General features: G+C 42.1%; 19 protein-coding genes. 8 read left to right on the forward strand and 11 right to left on the reverse strand.

Going from position 1 to position 15,107, the window contains the following annotated elements; all coding sequences use genetic code 11:
- Positions 1 to 127: 127 nt before the first annotated feature.
- The 3 genes from A5867_RS09720 to A5867_RS09730 all read left to right on the forward strand — a co-directional run bounded on the left by A5867_RS09720 (position 128) and on the right by A5867_RS09730 (position 2,667).
- Positions 128 to 1,153, forward strand: coding sequence for a Gfo/Idh/MocA family oxidoreductase (locus A5867_RS09720; RefSeq protein WP_087627500.1), 1,026 nt, complete (start codon positions 128 to 130; stop codon positions 1,151 to 1,153).
- Positions 1,154 to 1,267: 114 nt separating this feature from the next.
- A complete protein-coding gene (locus A5867_RS09725) occupies positions 1,268 to 1,666 on the forward strand; it encodes a heme-binding protein (RefSeq protein WP_087627501.1) in 399 nt (132 codons plus the stop codon).
- 23 nt (positions 1,667 to 1,689) lie between these two features.
- A complete protein-coding gene (locus A5867_RS09730; RefSeq protein WP_087627502.1) occupies positions 1,690 to 2,667 on the forward strand; it encodes a Gfo/Idh/MocA family oxidoreductase in 978 nt (325 codons plus the stop codon).
- A gap of 62 nt (positions 2,668 to 2,729) precedes the next feature.
- On the opposite strand, the gene A5867_RS09735 is transcribed toward A5867_RS09730, so the two are convergent.
- The gene (locus A5867_RS09735) at positions 2,730 to 2,918 is read right to left on the reverse strand and encodes a hypothetical protein (protein ID WP_087627503.1); all 189 of its coding nucleotides are present in this window, start codon (positions 2,916 to 2,918) and stop codon (positions 2,730 to 2,732) included.
- A 182-nt stretch (positions 2,919 to 3,100) separates the two neighbouring features.
- Here A5867_RS09735 and A5867_RS09740 point away from each other — a divergent pair, with 182 nt between their 5' ends.
- Entirely contained in the window at positions 3,101 to 4,426 is a 1,326-nt protein-coding gene (locus tag A5867_RS09740; protein WP_087627504.1) for an NAD(P)/FAD-dependent oxidoreductase, read from the forward strand.
- A gap of 242 nt (positions 4,427 to 4,668) precedes the next feature.
- Here A5867_RS09740 and A5867_RS18105 read toward each other — a convergent pair whose 3' ends face one another.
- From A5867_RS18105 to A5867_RS09765, 4 genes are all read right to left on the reverse strand, one after another.
- Positions 4,669 to 4,836 (reverse strand): hypothetical protein, encoded by a 168-nt coding sequence (locus A5867_RS18105; protein WP_005235914.1) that lies wholly within the window; start codon positions 4,834 to 4,836, stop codon positions 4,669 to 4,671.
- 307 nt (positions 4,837 to 5,143) lie between these two features.
- Positions 5,144 to 5,938: a hypothetical protein gene (locus tag A5867_RS09755; protein WP_005226067.1), complete on the reverse strand. Its 795-nt coding sequence runs from the start codon at positions 5,936 to 5,938 to the stop codon at positions 5,144 to 5,146.
- Positions 5,928 to 6,467, reverse strand: a complete 540-nt coding sequence (locus A5867_RS09760; protein WP_016609350.1) for a sigma-70 family RNA polymerase sigma factor — start codon at positions 6,465 to 6,467, stop codon at positions 5,928 to 5,930. Before A5867_RS09760 ends, A5867_RS09755 begins: the two co-directional genes overlap by 11 nt.
- A gap of 61 nt (positions 6,468 to 6,528) precedes the next feature.
- Positions 6,529 to 6,921, reverse strand: coding sequence for a hypothetical protein (locus A5867_RS09765; RefSeq protein WP_087627505.1), 393 nt, complete (start codon positions 6,919 to 6,921; stop codon positions 6,529 to 6,531).
- 162 nt (positions 6,922 to 7,083) lie between these two features.
- Between A5867_RS09765 and A5867_RS09770 the strand changes: the two genes are divergently transcribed.
- Positions 7,084 to 8,343: a glycosyl transferase gene (locus A5867_RS09770; RefSeq protein WP_087627506.1), complete on the forward strand. Its 1,260-nt coding sequence runs from the start codon at positions 7,084 to 7,086 to the stop codon at positions 8,341 to 8,343.
- Between the two features lie 16 nt (positions 8,344 to 8,359).
- On the opposite strand, the gene A5867_RS09775 is transcribed toward A5867_RS09770, so the two are convergent.
- A complete protein-coding gene (locus tag A5867_RS09775; RefSeq protein ID WP_005226071.1) occupies positions 8,360 to 8,845 on the reverse strand; it encodes an AmiS/UreI family transporter in 486 nt (161 codons plus the stop codon).
- Positions 8,846 to 9,185: 340 nt separating this feature from the next.
- Here A5867_RS09775 and A5867_RS09780 point away from each other — a divergent pair, with 340 nt between their 5' ends.
- On the forward strand, positions 9,186 to 9,464 hold the full coding sequence (locus A5867_RS09780; RefSeq protein ID WP_087627507.1) for a LexA DNA binding domain protein: 279 nt from the start codon (positions 9,186 to 9,188) through the stop codon (positions 9,462 to 9,464).
- A 34-nt stretch (positions 9,465 to 9,498) separates the two neighbouring features.
- Here the strand turns inward: A5867_RS09780 and A5867_RS09785 are convergent, their stop codons facing one another.
- A complete protein-coding gene (locus A5867_RS09785) occupies positions 9,499 to 10,485 on the reverse strand; it encodes a DNA/RNA non-specific endonuclease (RefSeq protein WP_074933894.1) in 987 nt (328 codons plus the stop codon).
- Positions 10,486 to 10,893: 408 nt separating this feature from the next.
- Here A5867_RS09785 and mgtE point away from each other — a divergent pair, with 408 nt between their 5' ends.
- Together mgtE and rsgA are read left to right on the forward strand one after the other, a co-directional pair.
- Complete coding sequence (gene mgtE / locus A5867_RS09790; RefSeq protein ID WP_010748340.1) at positions 10,894 to 12,258, forward strand: magnesium transporter; 1,365 nt, start codon at positions 10,894 to 10,896, stop codon at positions 12,256 to 12,258.
- A 152-nt stretch (positions 12,259 to 12,410) separates the two neighbouring features.
- Positions 12,411 to 13,352: a ribosome small subunit-dependent GTPase A gene (gene rsgA, locus A5867_RS09795; protein WP_015509693.1), complete on the forward strand. Its 942-nt coding sequence runs from the start codon at positions 12,411 to 12,413 to the stop codon at positions 13,350 to 13,352.
- Between the two features lie 316 nt (positions 13,353 to 13,668).
- On the opposite strand, the gene A5867_RS09800 is transcribed toward rsgA, so the two are convergent.
- From A5867_RS09800 to A5867_RS09815, 4 genes are all read right to left on the reverse strand, one after another.
- Positions 13,669 to 14,022: a DUF2200 domain-containing protein gene (locus A5867_RS09800; RefSeq protein ID WP_015509694.1), complete on the reverse strand. Its 354-nt coding sequence runs from the start codon at positions 14,020 to 14,022 to the stop codon at positions 13,669 to 13,671.
- A 95-nt stretch (positions 14,023 to 14,117) separates the two neighbouring features.
- On the reverse strand, positions 14,118 to 14,405 hold the full coding sequence (locus tag A5867_RS09805; protein ID WP_005226077.1) for a hypothetical protein: 288 nt from the start codon (positions 14,403 to 14,405) through the stop codon (positions 14,118 to 14,120).
- Positions 14,402 to 14,680: a hypothetical protein gene (locus A5867_RS09810; protein ID WP_010748343.1), complete on the reverse strand. Its 279-nt coding sequence runs from the start codon at positions 14,678 to 14,680 to the stop codon at positions 14,402 to 14,404. Before A5867_RS09810 ends, A5867_RS09805 begins: the two co-directional genes overlap by 4 nt.
- A 36-nt stretch (positions 14,681 to 14,716) precedes the next feature.
- On the reverse strand, positions 14,717 to 15,085 hold the full coding sequence (locus tag A5867_RS09815) for a hypothetical protein (RefSeq protein WP_015509697.1): 369 nt from the start codon (positions 15,083 to 15,085) through the stop codon (positions 14,717 to 14,719).
- Positions 15,086 to 15,107 lie beyond the last annotated feature (22 nt).

Genomic DNA, 15,107 nt, shown 5'->3' on the forward strand with positions numbered 1-15,107 from the left:
AAAATGTTCAGAACCACTCAGCAGTTTGCGAAAAAGTCTGGTCAAAAGAACCTGTTTTTGGCAAAAGACTTCTCATTTCGAAGGATATCAGCAATAATCAAGCTATCAATTCATAGGAGGCGTCATAATGTTAACTATCGCATATCTCGGAAACGGAAAAAGCACCAATCGCTACCATCTGCCTTTTTCAACCAAGCTGCAGGATAAGATCAAAGTAAAGACGATCTATTCACCAAGCGGAAAGCTGACCTGGCCAACTCTAGAAGGTGTTCATTACACCTCTGACTTAGAGGATATCTACCGTGATCCTGAAATTCAATTAGTTGTGGTCACGACCCCCAGTCATTTGCATTATGAATTAGGCAAGGATGTCTTGCTTCATGGGAAAAATGTCTTGATCGAAAAACCTTTTACGGAAACTTCGGCACAAGCAAAGGAATTGTTCGCACTGGCGCAGGAGAAAGGCATGTTTGTGCAATGCTATCAAAATCGCCGCTTTGATTCCGATTTTTTGACCACGCAAAAAGTGATCGAAAGCGGCGTGCTCGGAGATCTCTTAGAAGTAGAGATGCATTATGATTATTTTCGTCCAGAGATTCCACGGTCAGTGACCGAATTTTCATTGAATACTAGCTACTTGTACGGACACGCTTGTCATACACTGGACCAAGTGATCTCCTATTTTGGGCAACCAGACGATGTCCATTATGAGGTTCGGCAATTGCTTGGAAAAAATCGCATGAATGATTACTTCGATTTGGATCTGTTTTATGGTCGAATGAAAGTCTCAGTCAAATCTAGTTACTTCCGATTAAAAGAGCGGCCTAGTTTTGTCGTTTATGGCGAAAACGGCGTTTTTGTAAAACAAACCAAGGATCGACAAGAAGAGCATCTAAAACAGTTTTATCTCCCAGATCATGCCGATTTTGGGATCGATTTGCCAGAGCACTATGGCACACTAACTTATATGGATGCTAACGGGAACTACCATGAAGAAAAAGTCATCTCTGAAATTGGTGATTATAGCCGTGTGTATGAGGGCGTCTATGAAACGATCATCCATGGCAAAGAGAAAATCGTGAAAGACGAAGAAACGATTTTACAAATCGAAATGCTAGAAACAGGCATCAATCAAGTGATTACTGAGTCATAAGGCAGGGTGATTATGGGGCTTTTGACAAGCAAAGCGCCTGAAGGCATCAACTGACTCAACGTAAAGGAGTAGATCCGAATCGAACCTTCAGAAATCCTGCAAGAAGAACAGCAGCTGCAGTTTGCTCATTTTGACAATGACCTCGCATTGCGGTTGGTTATTGCCATCGATCAGTACGTTAAAAGGAACTACCCGAAGCCGGTAGGGATCAAAGTTGTTCATCAGGGCTTGCCGATCATTCGATTTTTAATGGCAGGGCGAAAAGAGAGCCCTTGGCTTGAAAGAAAAGAACGAACGGTATTAGAAAGCGGGCATAGTTCACTGTACGTCTATGCGCAAAAAGATAGAGTTATACAATTTGCTAAATGGGCACAAGACGAACATTATGCAATTTGTGGTGGTGGTTTTCCAATTATCGAAGACAGAAAAGTCACGGGTGCTATCTGTGTGTCAGGTTTGGCTCATTTAGAGGATCATAAAGTGATCACCGAAGTATTGAAACAAATGATTTAAGAAGATAGAAAAGGGGAAGCAAGATGAACTTAGCGATTTTAGGGGCAGGCATGATCGTCCATGATTTTTTAACGGTGGCAGGGGATGTCCCACAACTTGAACTGTCCGCTATTTTTGGGACAGAAAATGATTTAGAAAAAATGAATCACTTAAAACAGCAATACGGGATTCAAACCGTCTACACAGAGTTAGGGGCATGTTTGGCGGATCCATCCGTTGACACCGTGTATGTCGCACTGCCCAATCATTTGCATTATTCCTTTGCCAAAGAAGCAATCCTCGCTGGCAAACACGTCATTTGTGAAAAGCCATTTACGTTGCAGACACGAGAATTAGTAGAATTAGCAGAATTGGCTGCTGCCCATGAGGTGCTTTTGATGGAAGCCATCACAAATCAGTACTTAGCCAACTATCAAGGAATAAAAGCGGAGCTTGAAACATTGGGAGAGCTAAAAGTGATTGAATGCAACTATTCACAGTATTCTTCTCGTTATGATTTATTCAAAGAGGGAACCGTTTTACCTGCATTTAACCCGAAAATGGGTGGTGGGGCATTGATGGATATCAATATCTATAATATTCATTTTGTCGTCGGGCTTTTAGGAAAACCAAAAAGCGTCCGCTATTTCGCTAATGTCGAAGAGGGGATCGATACTTCTGGCATGCTGTTTTTAGACTATGAACAAACAAAAGTCGTTTGTATCGGCGCCAAAGATTCGACAGCGACGATTCGCTCAACGATCCAAGGGACGAAAGGATCGATCATCGTCAATGGGCCGACGAATATGCTTGCCAGCTATGACGTTGAACCGGTCCATGGGGCAAAAAGCCATAAGGATCGCAGCGTTCACGGACATCGTATGTTTGAAGAATTTGTCCGTTTTGCACAAGCCATTCACGAAAATGATCACGCCTTTGTCAAGGAACGCCTTGCCCATAGCAAGATGGTGATGGAAGTAGTGGAAAAAGCATTGGCAGATGCCCAGATCGTATTAGGATAATCGCATCAATGAGGAAAGACACCAGCTTCTTAGAAAAGTTGCTGGTGTCTTTGTCTGTTGTCTTATTTTTTCTTCTTTAAACTCAATAAGGTTAGTGGGATACCCAAGGTGAGGTAGCCGACAAGCGTCATCAAACAGACCGCCAGCCAAAAATTATCTACTGCTAGAAATGCAATCAGGCCATATGCCACCAGAATCGAGAGAAAATAAAAAAGAAAGAGCTGAAAAAAACGTTTAAAACTCACAGTCATTCATTCTCCTTTGTCGTTAAACTGACAAGAAAAGTATACCATATCAAACGCAACTTCAAGGGCTGATTGTGATCATTCGCAGGAGCCGCAAAAGGCGAATTGTTTTGTCGGCTGACCGTGATTCGCTATACTTGAAGGGAAGAGAAAGCGTAGGAATTTTTTTTAGGAGAAGGAGGAGACAGATGAAAAAGGTGGATGTACTGATTATCGGAGCGGGTCCAGCTGGAACGGCTGCTGCCTACGGGTTAAAAGCCAAAGGAAAGACAGTGGCGATCGTTGAAGCCGATTTATGGGGTGGCACGTGCCCCAATCGCGGGTGCGATCCAAAAAAACTACTGATGCGAGGCGTAGAAGTCAAAACAGAGGCGAAACGTATGCAAGGCAATGGCGTTCAAGGGCAGGTATCCATTGAATGGCCGGCACTGATGGCGTTTAAACGCTCGTATACCGATCGGGTGCCGGAGTCAACCAAACAAGGGTTACTAGCAGAAGGCATCACTACTTACTACGGACAAGCCGCTTTTCGTGATGCCCATACGGTCGTCGTGGACGCAGAAGAGATTCAAGCAGAAAAAATAATTATTGCGACAGGACAGCGTCCAGCGGTACTGCCAATCGTCGGCAAGGAGCATTTACAAAGCAGTACTGATTTTCTTTCCTTTGAAAAGATGCCAGCAACGATTGCTTTTATAGGTGCTGGGTATATTACCTTTGAATTGGCGATGATCGCTCAAGCAGCAGGTGCTGAAGTTCATGTGATCCATCATAATGACCAGCCGCTAAAAGGATTTGATGCTGAATTGACCGCAGAAATGGTTCGTTCAATGCAGGACCAAGGCGTTTCGTTCCACTTTAATCAGAACACGCGGCGAATCACGAAAGAACAAAACCATTATACGATCCAGACACAAGCATTGTCTCTCACCGTAGAAGCAGTGATTGGTGCCACGGGACGCAGACCCAATAGCGATCAGCTGCAACTGGAAAAGGCAGGGGTAGAAACGTCAAAACAAGGGATCGTAGTAAATGAGTTTTTGCAGACTAGTCAAAGACACATCTATGCAATTGGGGATGTGCTAGCGAAAAAGCAGCCCAAACTGACGCCTGTTGCCAGCTTTGAAGCCGCCTATCTTGTCGATCATATAGATGACCAGAAAACACCCATCCGCTATCCGCTGATCCCTACGCTGGTTTTTGGTGCGGAAAAACTAGCAAGAATCGGGATCAGTGAGCAAGAGATTGCCGATAATGCCTCAGAGTATCATAGCGAGGTGATGGATCTTTCTTCTTGGTATACCTATCGACGAATCAATGATCAAGATGCAAAAATCAAATTGGTTTATGACACATCTGATACCATCGTTGCGGTCACGATTGTTTCTGCATTGGCCGATGAGTTGATCAACCACTTCGTTTTTGTGTTGGAGAATCAGCTATCGAAAGAAGCGCTGGCCCAAATGATTTTTGCCTACCCAACACCTGCTAGCGATTTGTCCTATTTTCTATAAATAATCAAACAAGCCTGCGCTAGTTTCCGCTAGCACAGGCTCTAAATTATTATGTCCGTATTGACTATAGTCCGTGAACCTTAAATGAACCTTAAAGTTAGGCTGGGTTTCATTTAGGCAATGTCTTTGTTTTCTAGTAACCCTAGGTTTAGGCTTTTTTTGACAGTCGGCGGACAGCTGCAATCAGTAAGATCGCTGACAAGAAGAGTCCGACCAAATAGATGATGAAAACAGAATCTGGCTCATAGTGCCGATAATTGAATATTTTTACCATAAAAAAGAGAAACGGGATCGCTGCAATAAGGGTTGAAACGAAACGTTTCCGCCATTGTATGAAAAACGATCCAATCACTAGAAAAAGACAAAACGGGATCCAAAAGACCAAATGTCCGATAAGTTCGATTTTTCACACCTCCTAGCAAGTAAAATCATCATAACGTTTCTTCCTAAAAAGCAAGCGTGAAGGAAAAAATAATCCCATTAGGCATGTATGAAATTATGAGTGGAGTCTTCTGAAAAGTTCACAAGAAATCTGAGAATTTCAAAAGGAAATGAAAAAACGAACGGTTAGGAATATCCCAATAGTCCGAGACAAAAAATACCTCTTGCAGCATTCATTTTGACTTGAATCCTGCAAGGGGTACTCTTTTGTAGAAAATCTGGTGCTTTATTCAATTGATATAAAAGAAATGCTTAGGAAGGAGCAGCAGTCCTTTTTTATGGCAAGATGTTCTTACTATGAAAAAGGGAAATGACCATACCTATGTCCAACAGATCCTTATAATAAAATCCTTTTAGTGGACCAATGTGTAAGAAAAATCCGAGAATCATTAATACAAACAGCAGCAGGAAAAGCAGGTTGAAAGCGGTCATCAAGCGAAAACTGAAATGCCAATTACTCAGGAAATACTGATATTTCGCTGCTCGGTAAACTTTGTTTTGAATCGGAATTTTTTTGAGTGCAGGGATCGATTCGTGATAGGACGTAAATAATTCGTAGTCTTTTTTCGTCAGTACTTCTGAGAAAATGTGCGTCCCTGCCTGAAAGTCGAAATAGCCCCAATGGAATTGTTCTTTATCCTCTGGTGATTCGTGCTTCATCAGCTTTCTTGGCTTGATCGTGAACGCCTTGATGGTCTCATAGGGGTAACTGAAATAGGTGTTACTTTCTAAATAGTCGATGATGACCAGAAAAAGCATGCGGGTTTCTGTGAAAACTAACAAACGATTGCCGCGGGTATCATGAAAGATGTCACGGTATGCTTTTGCTTTCTCGGTTGTTGCATAGGCATAGGCGCCAAGCCCTTGATTGGCGAAGGCGAGGTTTCCATCTGGCGTCAAAGGCAGATAGCCAAGAATCGTTTCGTCTTTTGCTAAAAGCGTCCGAAGCTCCTCTAATAGATCTTGCAAGAAAACATATTGTTTGGACAGCTCGAAGGTTGCTGCTTTTTCTTGTTCAGATATTTTTGTCAGTGAATTGTTTTCATTTAAGACTAACTGTTTAAAATCCATCGATAGTCATCCTTTCTTTTAAGCGTTTGCGGCCACGGGAAAGACGATTGTAGATCGCTGAGACATTTAAGTCCGTCTGCTCTGCGATGGTTTCGGGTGACTCTTGGTAAAAATAGTAGAGCAGAAAGATCCTTTGATCGAGGGCTTCAAGGTCTTCAATAAAGCCCAAAAAGTTTTCCTTTGTCAAAGGTGATTCTTCAATAGCTAGTTCCTGCTCATCAACAGGTTTTTCTTCCAGTGAGCGCTTGTTCAACTTCCGCTTGTGGTCAATCGCACGACTACGACTGATCAAAAGCAGCCAAGTAATCAAGCGGCTTCTTTCTGGTTGGTACGCAGCAATCTTTTGCCAAACCTCGTAAAAAACTTCGTTCGCTACATCTTGGCGCTCGCTCACTTCATGCGGTTGGGAGAGGACACTATGAATCGTCCTCAGCATGCTATCACCATAAACAGCTAACAGTTCTTCTAAGCCGGCATAGTCTTTCTTTTTGATTCGTTCAATGATTTCTTCATCCTGCACCTTTTTCACCCCTTCACACTATATACGAAGAATGTTTGCCTTTTCTATCAGAAAAAGAAAAAAACCTCTGTTAACGAGGTTCATGTTCTTTGGCCAGAAGATCTGTTGCCAAGCGCTGGGCCAAATATTCCCAAAGAATGCCGCCAAAAAAAGCGCCTATCATATAAAGAATGACTGCTTGCAGCTCCAATGGATTATTTGCTAGCCAGAAAGAAAATAGCGAGCCGATGATGAATAGGTAGCTGCCAAAAAGCAATTGCCGCCACGAGCGTTTTTTAACAAACTTGCTAATGAGAAAGGTTGAAAGGATCATCAAGAGAATTTGGATGAATGCCAGCGAAGGCAAAAGTGCAAAGTCAGAAACAACCATTTCCCAAAATTGTTGAATCAAGAAAAAGAAAGCAAAGAGAATGAGCCCGCTTGATAATGTACTAAGCCGCAAGGAAGATATTTTTTTTCGCATTGGTTTACTCCTTGAAAGGTTTTCTTTATTATAGCAAATTTTTAATTAAATAATGTAAAAAGATGAACGAGAAGATCTGCAAAAAAACTTCTCCTACATGTGCCTACTTTTAGTATACTTGAAAGAAACGAGTGGATGGACTCGATACATAAGGAGGATTTCATGCCAACGATTCTTTTTGCGCCTGCGGTATTCAACTTGGCTGAAACGACAAGGATGATCGAAGTCGCTAAACAAATGCAAGGAAATCACCACTGCGAGTTCTTTGGTTTTTCAAAAACCTTTGCTTCACTTATCACTGAAAGTGGCTTTACGTACCATTTGCTGACGCCGACTCTGACAGAAAAACAAGAGGAACAGATCATAAAATTAGATCAACTACGCTCAATCAAAAATCCCTTCACCAAAGAGATGGTTGCCGCGCGTATTCTGAGCGAACAAAAGCTGATCGATAAACTTGCTCCTCAGGTCATTGTAACTGGATCGAATGTCACGATCTTTCTATCTGCTCGCAGCAAACAGATTCCCTTAGTCTACGTAAAACCCTATGCGATGAGTGATCCCTTTTTTCGATCAGATAGCGCGTTTATCCCTTCTAGTTTGCGTTTCTTCGGACCGTTAAGGAAACCACTTTGGTATTGGACAAGAAAACAATTGGTAAAATCCCGCTGGATGCCCCGAGCATTCAAACACGCTGCCCAAACAGAAAAACTTTTTATGCCTGAAACGAGCTTACGAATGATGGACGCTGATTTAAATCTCATCACCACTCCTGATTTATTTTTAACGAAAGAGCAGCTGCCAGAAAACTATCAAATCGTTGGGCCGATTTTTGCGAAGCTCGGGTCTTCTTTACCAGACGAAGTGTTGACTTTTATTCAACAAAAGCGGCGGGAAAGAAAACGAATCGTTTATTTTGCGATGGGCAGTTCGGGGAATCCGCGCATGGTGCGAAAAATCTTAGCTTTCTTGCGAAACCGTTCGGAACTAGCGATCATTGCTCCGGTTACGCATCTACTCAAGGAGAAACACAACGACTCAGAGAATCTGTTCTTGACCGAATATCTACCAAGTCATTTATTGCATGAGCATATCGATTTTTCTTTTATCCATGGTGGGGAAGGGACTGTTCAAACAGCTTGTGCATCTGGGAAGCCGTTTATCGGAATTGGGATGCACTATGAGCAATGCTGCAATATTCAGTACTGCGTGGCGTATGGCAATGCAATCGCACTGACAAAACCATTAACTGAGAAAAAGCTGGAAGCTGCCCTGACTGAGGTTGGAGCTCCGAAGATTTGCCAACAAGCCTATCAGTTAAAGAAGGATTTCCCGACAAATGGTCCTCAGAAAGCGATGCAGGAGATTGAACACTTTTTAGAAAAAAACAATTTTCCTATTAAAAAGAGTGATTATCATTGAGATAATCACTCTTTTTTTAATAGAGATCTACTAGCATCAGCAAGCCTGGGACCCACGTAGTGAAGATACCACAAGCGATCGCAAAATAATGAATCTTACGACCGAAGTTTACCTTCACGATCGTATCCAAAAAGCCGCAAAACCATAACGCTCCCCATGTTAACCAAATCAATGCAAAGAGGGGATCTTGCTCCCATTGCCAAGAGACCCAAGCAAAAGGTAAGGTATTGATGGCTACGAATAGCGCAAAAATCCCATAAATACGTAGATCTAAATCAAAAAGGTAAATGATCCCTACCAACAAATACGTGAAGGCAAAGAGAAAGCCAGTGCCTGCTTCATAATAAGCGCCTTGAAGCATATAGATTAGATTGATAATAAAAGATAACGTACCTGTAAAAAGATTGATCAAAGCAAGTGAGCGGTAGTCAATGTGAAGTAAGCTGCCCCAGCCGTTGATTATCAAAGTAATTCCTACAAAAAATAAACCGATCCCTAACATAAAATCCTCCTTTACTTAAATTTAGAATAACAAATTCAAAGAAAAAATAATAGCTCTATTTATTTTTATGTCAATAAAAAGGAAAATAATTTTGAAATTTGCTATTTTTTGCTGCTAAATTTGATAAAATCAATACCAAAGAGCGCTGCTAGCCGATGCTTTTCTCGTTAAGGGGAAAATTTCAGCGTATAAAAAGAACTTTTACTCGTTGGAAGAAGGGGAAAAGAGACAGATCAATAGATTTTCAGTGTATTGATCGGACAAAAAGCAGACCAGGTAGCAGTTTATCGGTTTTTACGAATTTGCAGCAGTGAAGACTGTTTTGCGGAAAGGAGGACTTATGCCTAGAAAAGATCGAATCTTACTTTTCATTGATGAATATATGCAAGCTCAAGGTTGCGCACCTACCATACGAGAAATCTGTGCCAATGAAGAAATAAAAACGACCTCTTTGGTTTATCGTCATTTGCTGCGTCTCGAAAAAATAGGCCTAATTTACCGAGCTTATCGCTTTAAGTCACGTTCGGTTCGTTTTACAGACGAAGGGAAGGCCTATGTCAAAGCGTTGCGACAAGCACTTTTAGCAGACGAAAAACAAACGCATGGCAATGAAGAATAGCTTAACACCAAAATAAAAAAGCCTCTAGGCTTTTTTATTTTGGTGCACGGTAGCCAGCAGCTTCCGCTTCAGCGATCGTTTTGAACCATTCTTTCGGATTCGTCGTATCATCATAGTATTTAGATCCTGGCAAATGATAGATGCCGCTTCTTGATCCTTTGATCAAACCATTTCCTTGTTGATCGACATATTCTTTCTGTTTCTCCTCTGTTTCACTGTTTTGAGAAGTGGCTGTTGTCGTGTTGTTCTCACTACTTGTAGCATTCTCCTGTTGCGTCATATCTTCGTTTGAAATCTCGCTGCTGCCATCCGCATAGTTGATCGTGACGCTATCTTGGATGTTGAAGATATAATAGTTGAATTGGATCGTATCGTCGCCAATAGATTGGGCTTGCATCTGTACCCCACGGGCAACCAGCTCGTCATCACGATAGATTGGAGTGACAGAATATCGAACATAATGGTTTTTGTCTTGCTTGAGATAGTAGTTGATATCCATTTCTAAGCGCAACATCTCTGGATTGTTCAATTGACTAGTTCCCGTGATCAAATTCTTCCAGTTTGCATTTTCGCCAGCTAAAGCAAACCCAATCAAATGCGTCCGATTATATAAATATTTCCCATTGGGGAGCTGTTTATTACGCCAGCCTGTCGGTTTCACGCTGGAGATATCGCCACGTTTTTCCGTAGGCATTAAGGATTGATTCAACATTGCTTCAGCCGAAGTCGCTCGATTGAGGTGGTCAAGGTCGCCGTATGCTTCCCAGGCACCATTTTCAAGTGAAAGGTCGTCTTCTGAAAACTCAGGGATGTTTTGATTGACTTCAATTGTTTGGGTGCCTTGGTAGGTTAGCTGTGCCAATTCGTCTGCGCGAATATCTTTAGCAGAAGGGGTGCTTACCTCTGATTGTTGCGTTTCCTGCTTTGGAAATAGGTCATTGTTTTGTAGGAAACCAAAGCCAACTGCTGCGAGTGCGAGAAGCGCAGTGACCGATCCAATCAATGTTTTTTTCTTTGCCATCTCTTTATTGCCTCTCTTTTCATTGATATAGGTTTAGAATAAACGGTGAGTAAAAAAATCACAACTAGTTTATCATACCATTTGCGGGGGATGTTTTACAGCGTCTGCTAGCTTCTTTTGCCTTTTGTTCTTGACAAACTTCAGTCAGTTTTCTTTACAAGCGACGTCCTTTAAAAGAATTTTTCGTCTGCGAGTGATATTTTTCATATTTTAAAAAAACTATGTGATATAATGAATAAAGTTGCTGCTCTATCCCTTTGATGCTTGTTTTAATAACAGTCATCTCCAGCTGCGGAACAAACTTTCAGCTGTCTAGCAGACAACGTTCAAACGAAAGAAAACTGGACAATTTTCTGAACGATTGCCTTTCTTTCTTTGACCAAAATTATAGGAGAAGGAGTGTATCCCATGAACCAGCAAGAAACCATCTTACATTATTTAAATAAGAAAGACTCTGAAAAGTTAAAAGAACTCGTATCAGGAATGGAAGAGCTGCCGCTATTACAATTATTCAGCAACTTATCCGCGGATGAAAAAGTGATCGTTTTCCGACTGTTACCGAAAGACAAAGCCCTTATCCTGTTTGAAGATTTGACACCAGCTACCCAACAACACTTATTACGCTCTTTCACCGATGAACGAGCAACCGAATTTGTGAATGAGATGGCGCCAGATGTTCGTGTACGGCTTTTAGATGAGTTGCCAGCGACCGTAACACAAAAACTTTTACAATCGTTGGCGCCTGATGAACGAGCTGCAACAAACCTCTTACTAGGGTATGAAGCCGAAACTGCGGGTCGCTTGATGACACCGGAATTCATTACATTGAAAAAAGATATGACAGTCAATCAAGCATTGGAAAAAGTGCGAATGCAAGCCAAAGAAAAAGAAACGATCTATACGCTTTATGTTACTGATCAAACGAAAACGTTAGAAGGTGTTTTGTCGCTGAAAGATCTCTTAATAGCACAAGGGGATCAACGCATCAGTGAGATCATGTCCCAAAAAGTTATTTATGTGACCACTGACACCGACCAAGAAGAAGCAGCCCGTTTGCTAAATGAACTAGATATCATTGCGCTGCCAGTCGTAGACAAGGAATCAAGAATCGTTGGGATCATTACCGTCGATGACGCGATCGATGTCATCGAGTTGGAAACAACGGAAGACATGTTTAATGCCGCTGGTTTGGTCGATGTCGCCTCCAACGAAGCAGACCGTAGTAATGTTTTGATCAATGGCAGCCTGTGGCAAATCTGGAAAGTCCGCTTGCCATTCTTAGTGATCACTTTAGTGGCTGGACTTTTAGCTGGGGTCGTCATTGATGAATTTGAACAAACGTTAGAGTCGGTGGCAGCCGTTGCGATTTTTATTCCTTTGATCATGGATATGGGTGGAAACGTTGGTACACAATCCTCTACTGTATTTGTTCGGGGGATGTCGTTAGGGCATATTGATCTTTCAACCTTCACCAGACATTTCTTTAAAGAAGTTTGGATCGGTTTGAGTCTAGGCTTGATCGTCGGGATCATCTCTGGAACCGCTGCTTCACTTTGGCAAGGGATCCCGATGTTAGGGGTCGCTGTTGGGATTTCATTAGTTTTTGCTATGACCTTAGCGGCAGCACTTGGCTTTTTAGTCCCGTTTGTACTTATTAAACTAAACATCGACCAAGCAGCCGGCTCGGCACCGATCATCACCTCGATCAAAGATATTGCTGGCTTGTTTATCTACTTCGTTTCAGTAAATGTTCTTTTGGGTCATTTGCTTTAGCATACTGTCCGTTCCAGTGGTATAATAAAGCGACATCACATGATGAGCACAACATAGAAAGGGGAAATGTCCTATGACAAATCAAATGAAGCAACATCAACTCGGAGGTTTCTCTTTTTAAGTGCGGCCTCCTAATTAACTGGAGGGAAATCATGGAAAAACAAGGAATCGTGGTCTTTCAGGCTAAGGATATCGCAAAAGTCCGCCTGACTACAGGAGAAGAATGTTTAGCAACCGTTTCAGGAAAATTTCGTCAACAGGCACGAGCGCCAAAGGATTATCCTATTGTTGGTGATTTTGTCCAAGGGCAGGTGTATGATCAAGATCATTTCTTGATTGATGCTTTGCTCCCACGAAAGAGTTTTTTACAACGAAAAGTAGCCGGAAATCGGACGGATGAACAAGGGATCGCTGCGAACATTGACACGGTTTTTATTGCTACTAGTGCCAATGAAGAATTTAATTTCGCTCGGTTAGAGCGCTTTGTCACGATCGCTTGGGACAGTGGCGCTAACCCAGTGATTCTCTTGACCAAAGCCGATCAAGTCACAGCTGATGAAAAAGCAGAGCTGCTGCAAGCATTAAACGATGCTTTTGGTGTGAAAGCATTCGCTACTTCTATTTATGAACCGAACGAATTGCTGACAGAAGCCTACTTTTCAGACGGAAAAATCAGTGCATTTATCGGTTCGTCAGGCGTCGGGAAGTCCAGCTTATTAAATCAGCTCATGGAACAAGCCGTTCAAAAAACCAATGACATACGAGAGGATAGTCGAGGACGACACACGACGACGAGTCGCCAGTTGTTCACACTGCCCTCTGGCGCAATGATCATCGATACTCCTGGCATGCGGGAAGTTGGCATCAGTACCGTTCGGTCAGCTTCGATCGAGCAATCCTTTGAAGCGATCAGTCAATATGCTGAAGGTTGTTTCTTCAGAGACTGTCAGCATGAAACAGAACCGAAATGTGCGGTAAAAGCAGCTATTGCTGCCGGTGAGCTTTCAGAAGCAGCCTTCGCTCGCTATCGCAAAATGGAAAAAGAGCTGGCGTATTTGAAACGAAAAGAACAGATCAAAGAAATGAAAAAGTAATAGTTAGCACTCCTTTCTATAAGAGGAGTGCTTTTTTTGTACGTGTCAAGAGCGCCTTGTTGAGTAAAGAAGAGGAGAGCCTCAGCCAACGTTCTTGTGTTTTCACGAAAAGGCGGCCAATTCCAAAGGGCACTACATGCTAAGTGGTTGAACTAAACTAAGATCGCCTGCCTGGTTACAAGCTGTCGTCAAGAAAAGCAGGATAAAAAAACACAGTGGGGTGTTGTCCCACTGTGTTTTGAGCAATGATTTGCCCCTGCCAAGGTATTTCTAGTATAAAGCGTTGATTCTTAAATAGCAACTCGAAAAAAACGCCTCATTCAGCAGAGCGCAGAATTTTCGTCATGGCTTTTCCTTTCGCCAATTCATCGATCAGTTTATCTAGGTAACGAATTTCTTGAACTATTGGCTCTTCGATCTCTTCTACCCGAATCCCGCAAATCACACCAGTAATCTGTTTTCGTGCAGGATTGAGCTGAGGGGCTTGCTTAAAAAAGCGTTCAAAAGAAACATCATCAGCCATCTGTTGGAGTGTTTCTTGGTCATACCCAGTCAGCCAGGTAATAATCTGATCTACTTCTTCTTTTGTCCGATTTTTCCGTTCTGCTTTGGCAATATACAGAGGATAGACTTTCGCAAAACTCATTTGGGTAATCTTTTGATTTTTCATGATAAACTCCTTTAGTCTTTACACAAAGTATACTTCATTTTTTTCTTTTTGCCGAGATTTTCAACGTTTGTTGTGTGCCAAAATAGGCGAGGGGACTAAAGGATGATTTTTTCTTCTTGTTCACGAAACCCCAATACCTTTTGTCGTGACTCGCCATCCCAATAGAGCAAGTCCAAATTCTTATGCAGCATTAGCTGTGTATATAATTCTTTCAGAGTCAGAGCAGGCTTTTTGGGTTCGAAAAATAAAATCAATTGGTTATGACTATCTTGTGCGATCGTCGTAAAAGGAATCAGGTTTTCTTTGTAAGTTAAATAAATTCCTTGGTAATCTGCTGCACTCGACGACGTTGTCAGTGCTGTCAAGAGGTCTCTTGCTCTCATAGTGAACCCGCCTTTACTGTTTTTTGTCGATAGGCATCGATATCCAACATGATTTTTGTTTTGCCGTACACCGTATACTTTTGCACCACGAATTGGTGGCGCTTATTCCAATAGCCACCCACAGTTAGAAACATGCCCTCATCAACATCCCCTAAAAAATTCAAACTGTGCTTCGCAATCAAACAGTTGGTGGTGCCTAGTGTAAAGCGGACCAAAGGGGAGGGGGCAAAGGAGACGATCCTTATTTTTGAGACAGCGCCTTTTTGTGTTTGCATCAGGTATTCCTCCTTTAGTAAGTAGTAAAAAGCGGATCATTCGTTGAGATCAAACCATTTTTTCTCTTCATAAAAAGCAACATGACGAATCTCATCATAATGGATTTTTTCTGTGGTTTCTCCCGTCAAATAAATGCCCAATGTGTCGTATCCGCTGATTTTTCCGACAATATCTGGGGGATAGCCGCCTTCTTCATTGACTTCTTCTCGTTGGATCGCCACAGTTACGTTCTTTTTCATTGCTTCGAATAAACATTGATTGATTTCTTCCGTTGTGAGTGACGGCTTAGGCGGACAATCAAACGTGCGTGTCGGCTCTTCTTCAATTTCAGTTGTATGCTCAGATAAAAAGAATCCTTGCCACTTTAGCTTTTTCCGATCTTCATATGGTTGTAGCATACCCATAGCAATCACCTCTTATCTATAT

This window comes from Enterococcus sp. 6D12_DIV0197, assembly GCF_002174385.1.
GTDB classification, from domain to species: domain Bacteria; phylum Bacillota; class Bacilli; order Lactobacillales; family Enterococcaceae; genus Enterococcus_D; species Enterococcus_D casseliflavus.

What these genes read in the sequence shown, in the direction of transcription:
- A5867_RS09720 (WP_087627500.1), top strand. Translation starts at nt 128, where the DNA reads ATGTTAACTATCGCATATCTCGGAAACGGAAAAAGCACCAATCGCTAC.
- A5867_RS09785 (WP_074933894.1), bottom strand. Translation starts at nt 10,485, where the DNA reads ATGGCAAAGAAAAAAACATTGATTGGATCGGTCACTGCGCTTCTCGCA.
- A5867_RS09735 (WP_087627503.1), bottom strand. Translation starts at nt 2,918, where the DNA reads ATGACTGTGAGTTTTAAACGTTTTTTTCAGCTCTTTCTTTTTTATTTT.
- A5867_RS09740 (WP_087627504.1), top strand. Translation starts at nt 3,101, where the DNA reads ATGAAAAAGGTGGATGTACTGATTATCGGAGCGGGTCCAGCTGGAACG.
- A5867_RS09805 (WP_005226077.1), bottom strand. Translation starts at nt 14,405, where the DNA reads ATGAGAGCAAGAGACCTCTTGACAGCACTGACAACGTCGTCGAGTGCA.
- A5867_RS09765 (WP_087627505.1), bottom strand. Translation starts at nt 6,921, where the DNA reads ATGCGAAAAAAAATATCTTCCTTGCGGCTTAGTACATTATCAAGCGGG.
- A5867_RS09800 (WP_015509694.1), bottom strand. Translation starts at nt 14,022, where the DNA reads ATGAAAAATCAAAAGATTACCCAAATGAGTTTTGCGAAAGTCTATCCT.
- rsgA (WP_015509693.1), top strand. Translation starts at nt 12,411, where the DNA reads ATGGAAAAACAAGGAATCGTGGTCTTTCAGGCTAAGGATATCGCAAAA.
- A5867_RS09780 (WP_087627507.1), top strand. Translation starts at nt 9,186, where the DNA reads ATGCCTAGAAAAGATCGAATCTTACTTTTCATTGATGAATATATGCAA.
- A5867_RS09775 (WP_005226071.1), bottom strand. Translation starts at nt 8,845, where the DNA reads ATGTTAGGGATCGGTTTATTTTTTGTAGGAATTACTTTGATAATCAAC.
- A5867_RS09730 (WP_087627502.1), top strand. Translation starts at nt 1,690, where the DNA reads ATGAACTTAGCGATTTTAGGGGCAGGCATGATCGTCCATGATTTTTTA.
- A5867_RS09815 (WP_015509697.1), bottom strand. Translation starts at nt 15,085, where the DNA reads ATGGGTATGCTACAACCATATGAAGATCGGAAAAAGCTAAAGTGGCAA.
- A5867_RS09755 (WP_005226067.1), bottom strand. Translation starts at nt 5,938, where the DNA reads ATGGATTTTAAACAGTTAGTCTTAAATGAAAACAATTCACTGACAAAA.
- A5867_RS09770 (WP_087627506.1), top strand. Translation starts at nt 7,084, where the DNA reads ATGCCAACGATTCTTTTTGCGCCTGCGGTATTCAACTTGGCTGAAACG.
- mgtE (WP_010748340.1), top strand. Translation starts at nt 10,894, where the DNA reads ATGAACCAGCAAGAAACCATCTTACATTATTTAAATAAGAAAGACTCT.
- A5867_RS09810 (WP_010748343.1), bottom strand. Translation starts at nt 14,680, where the DNA reads ATGCAAACACAAAAAGGCGCTGTCTCAAAAATAAGGATCGTCTCCTTT.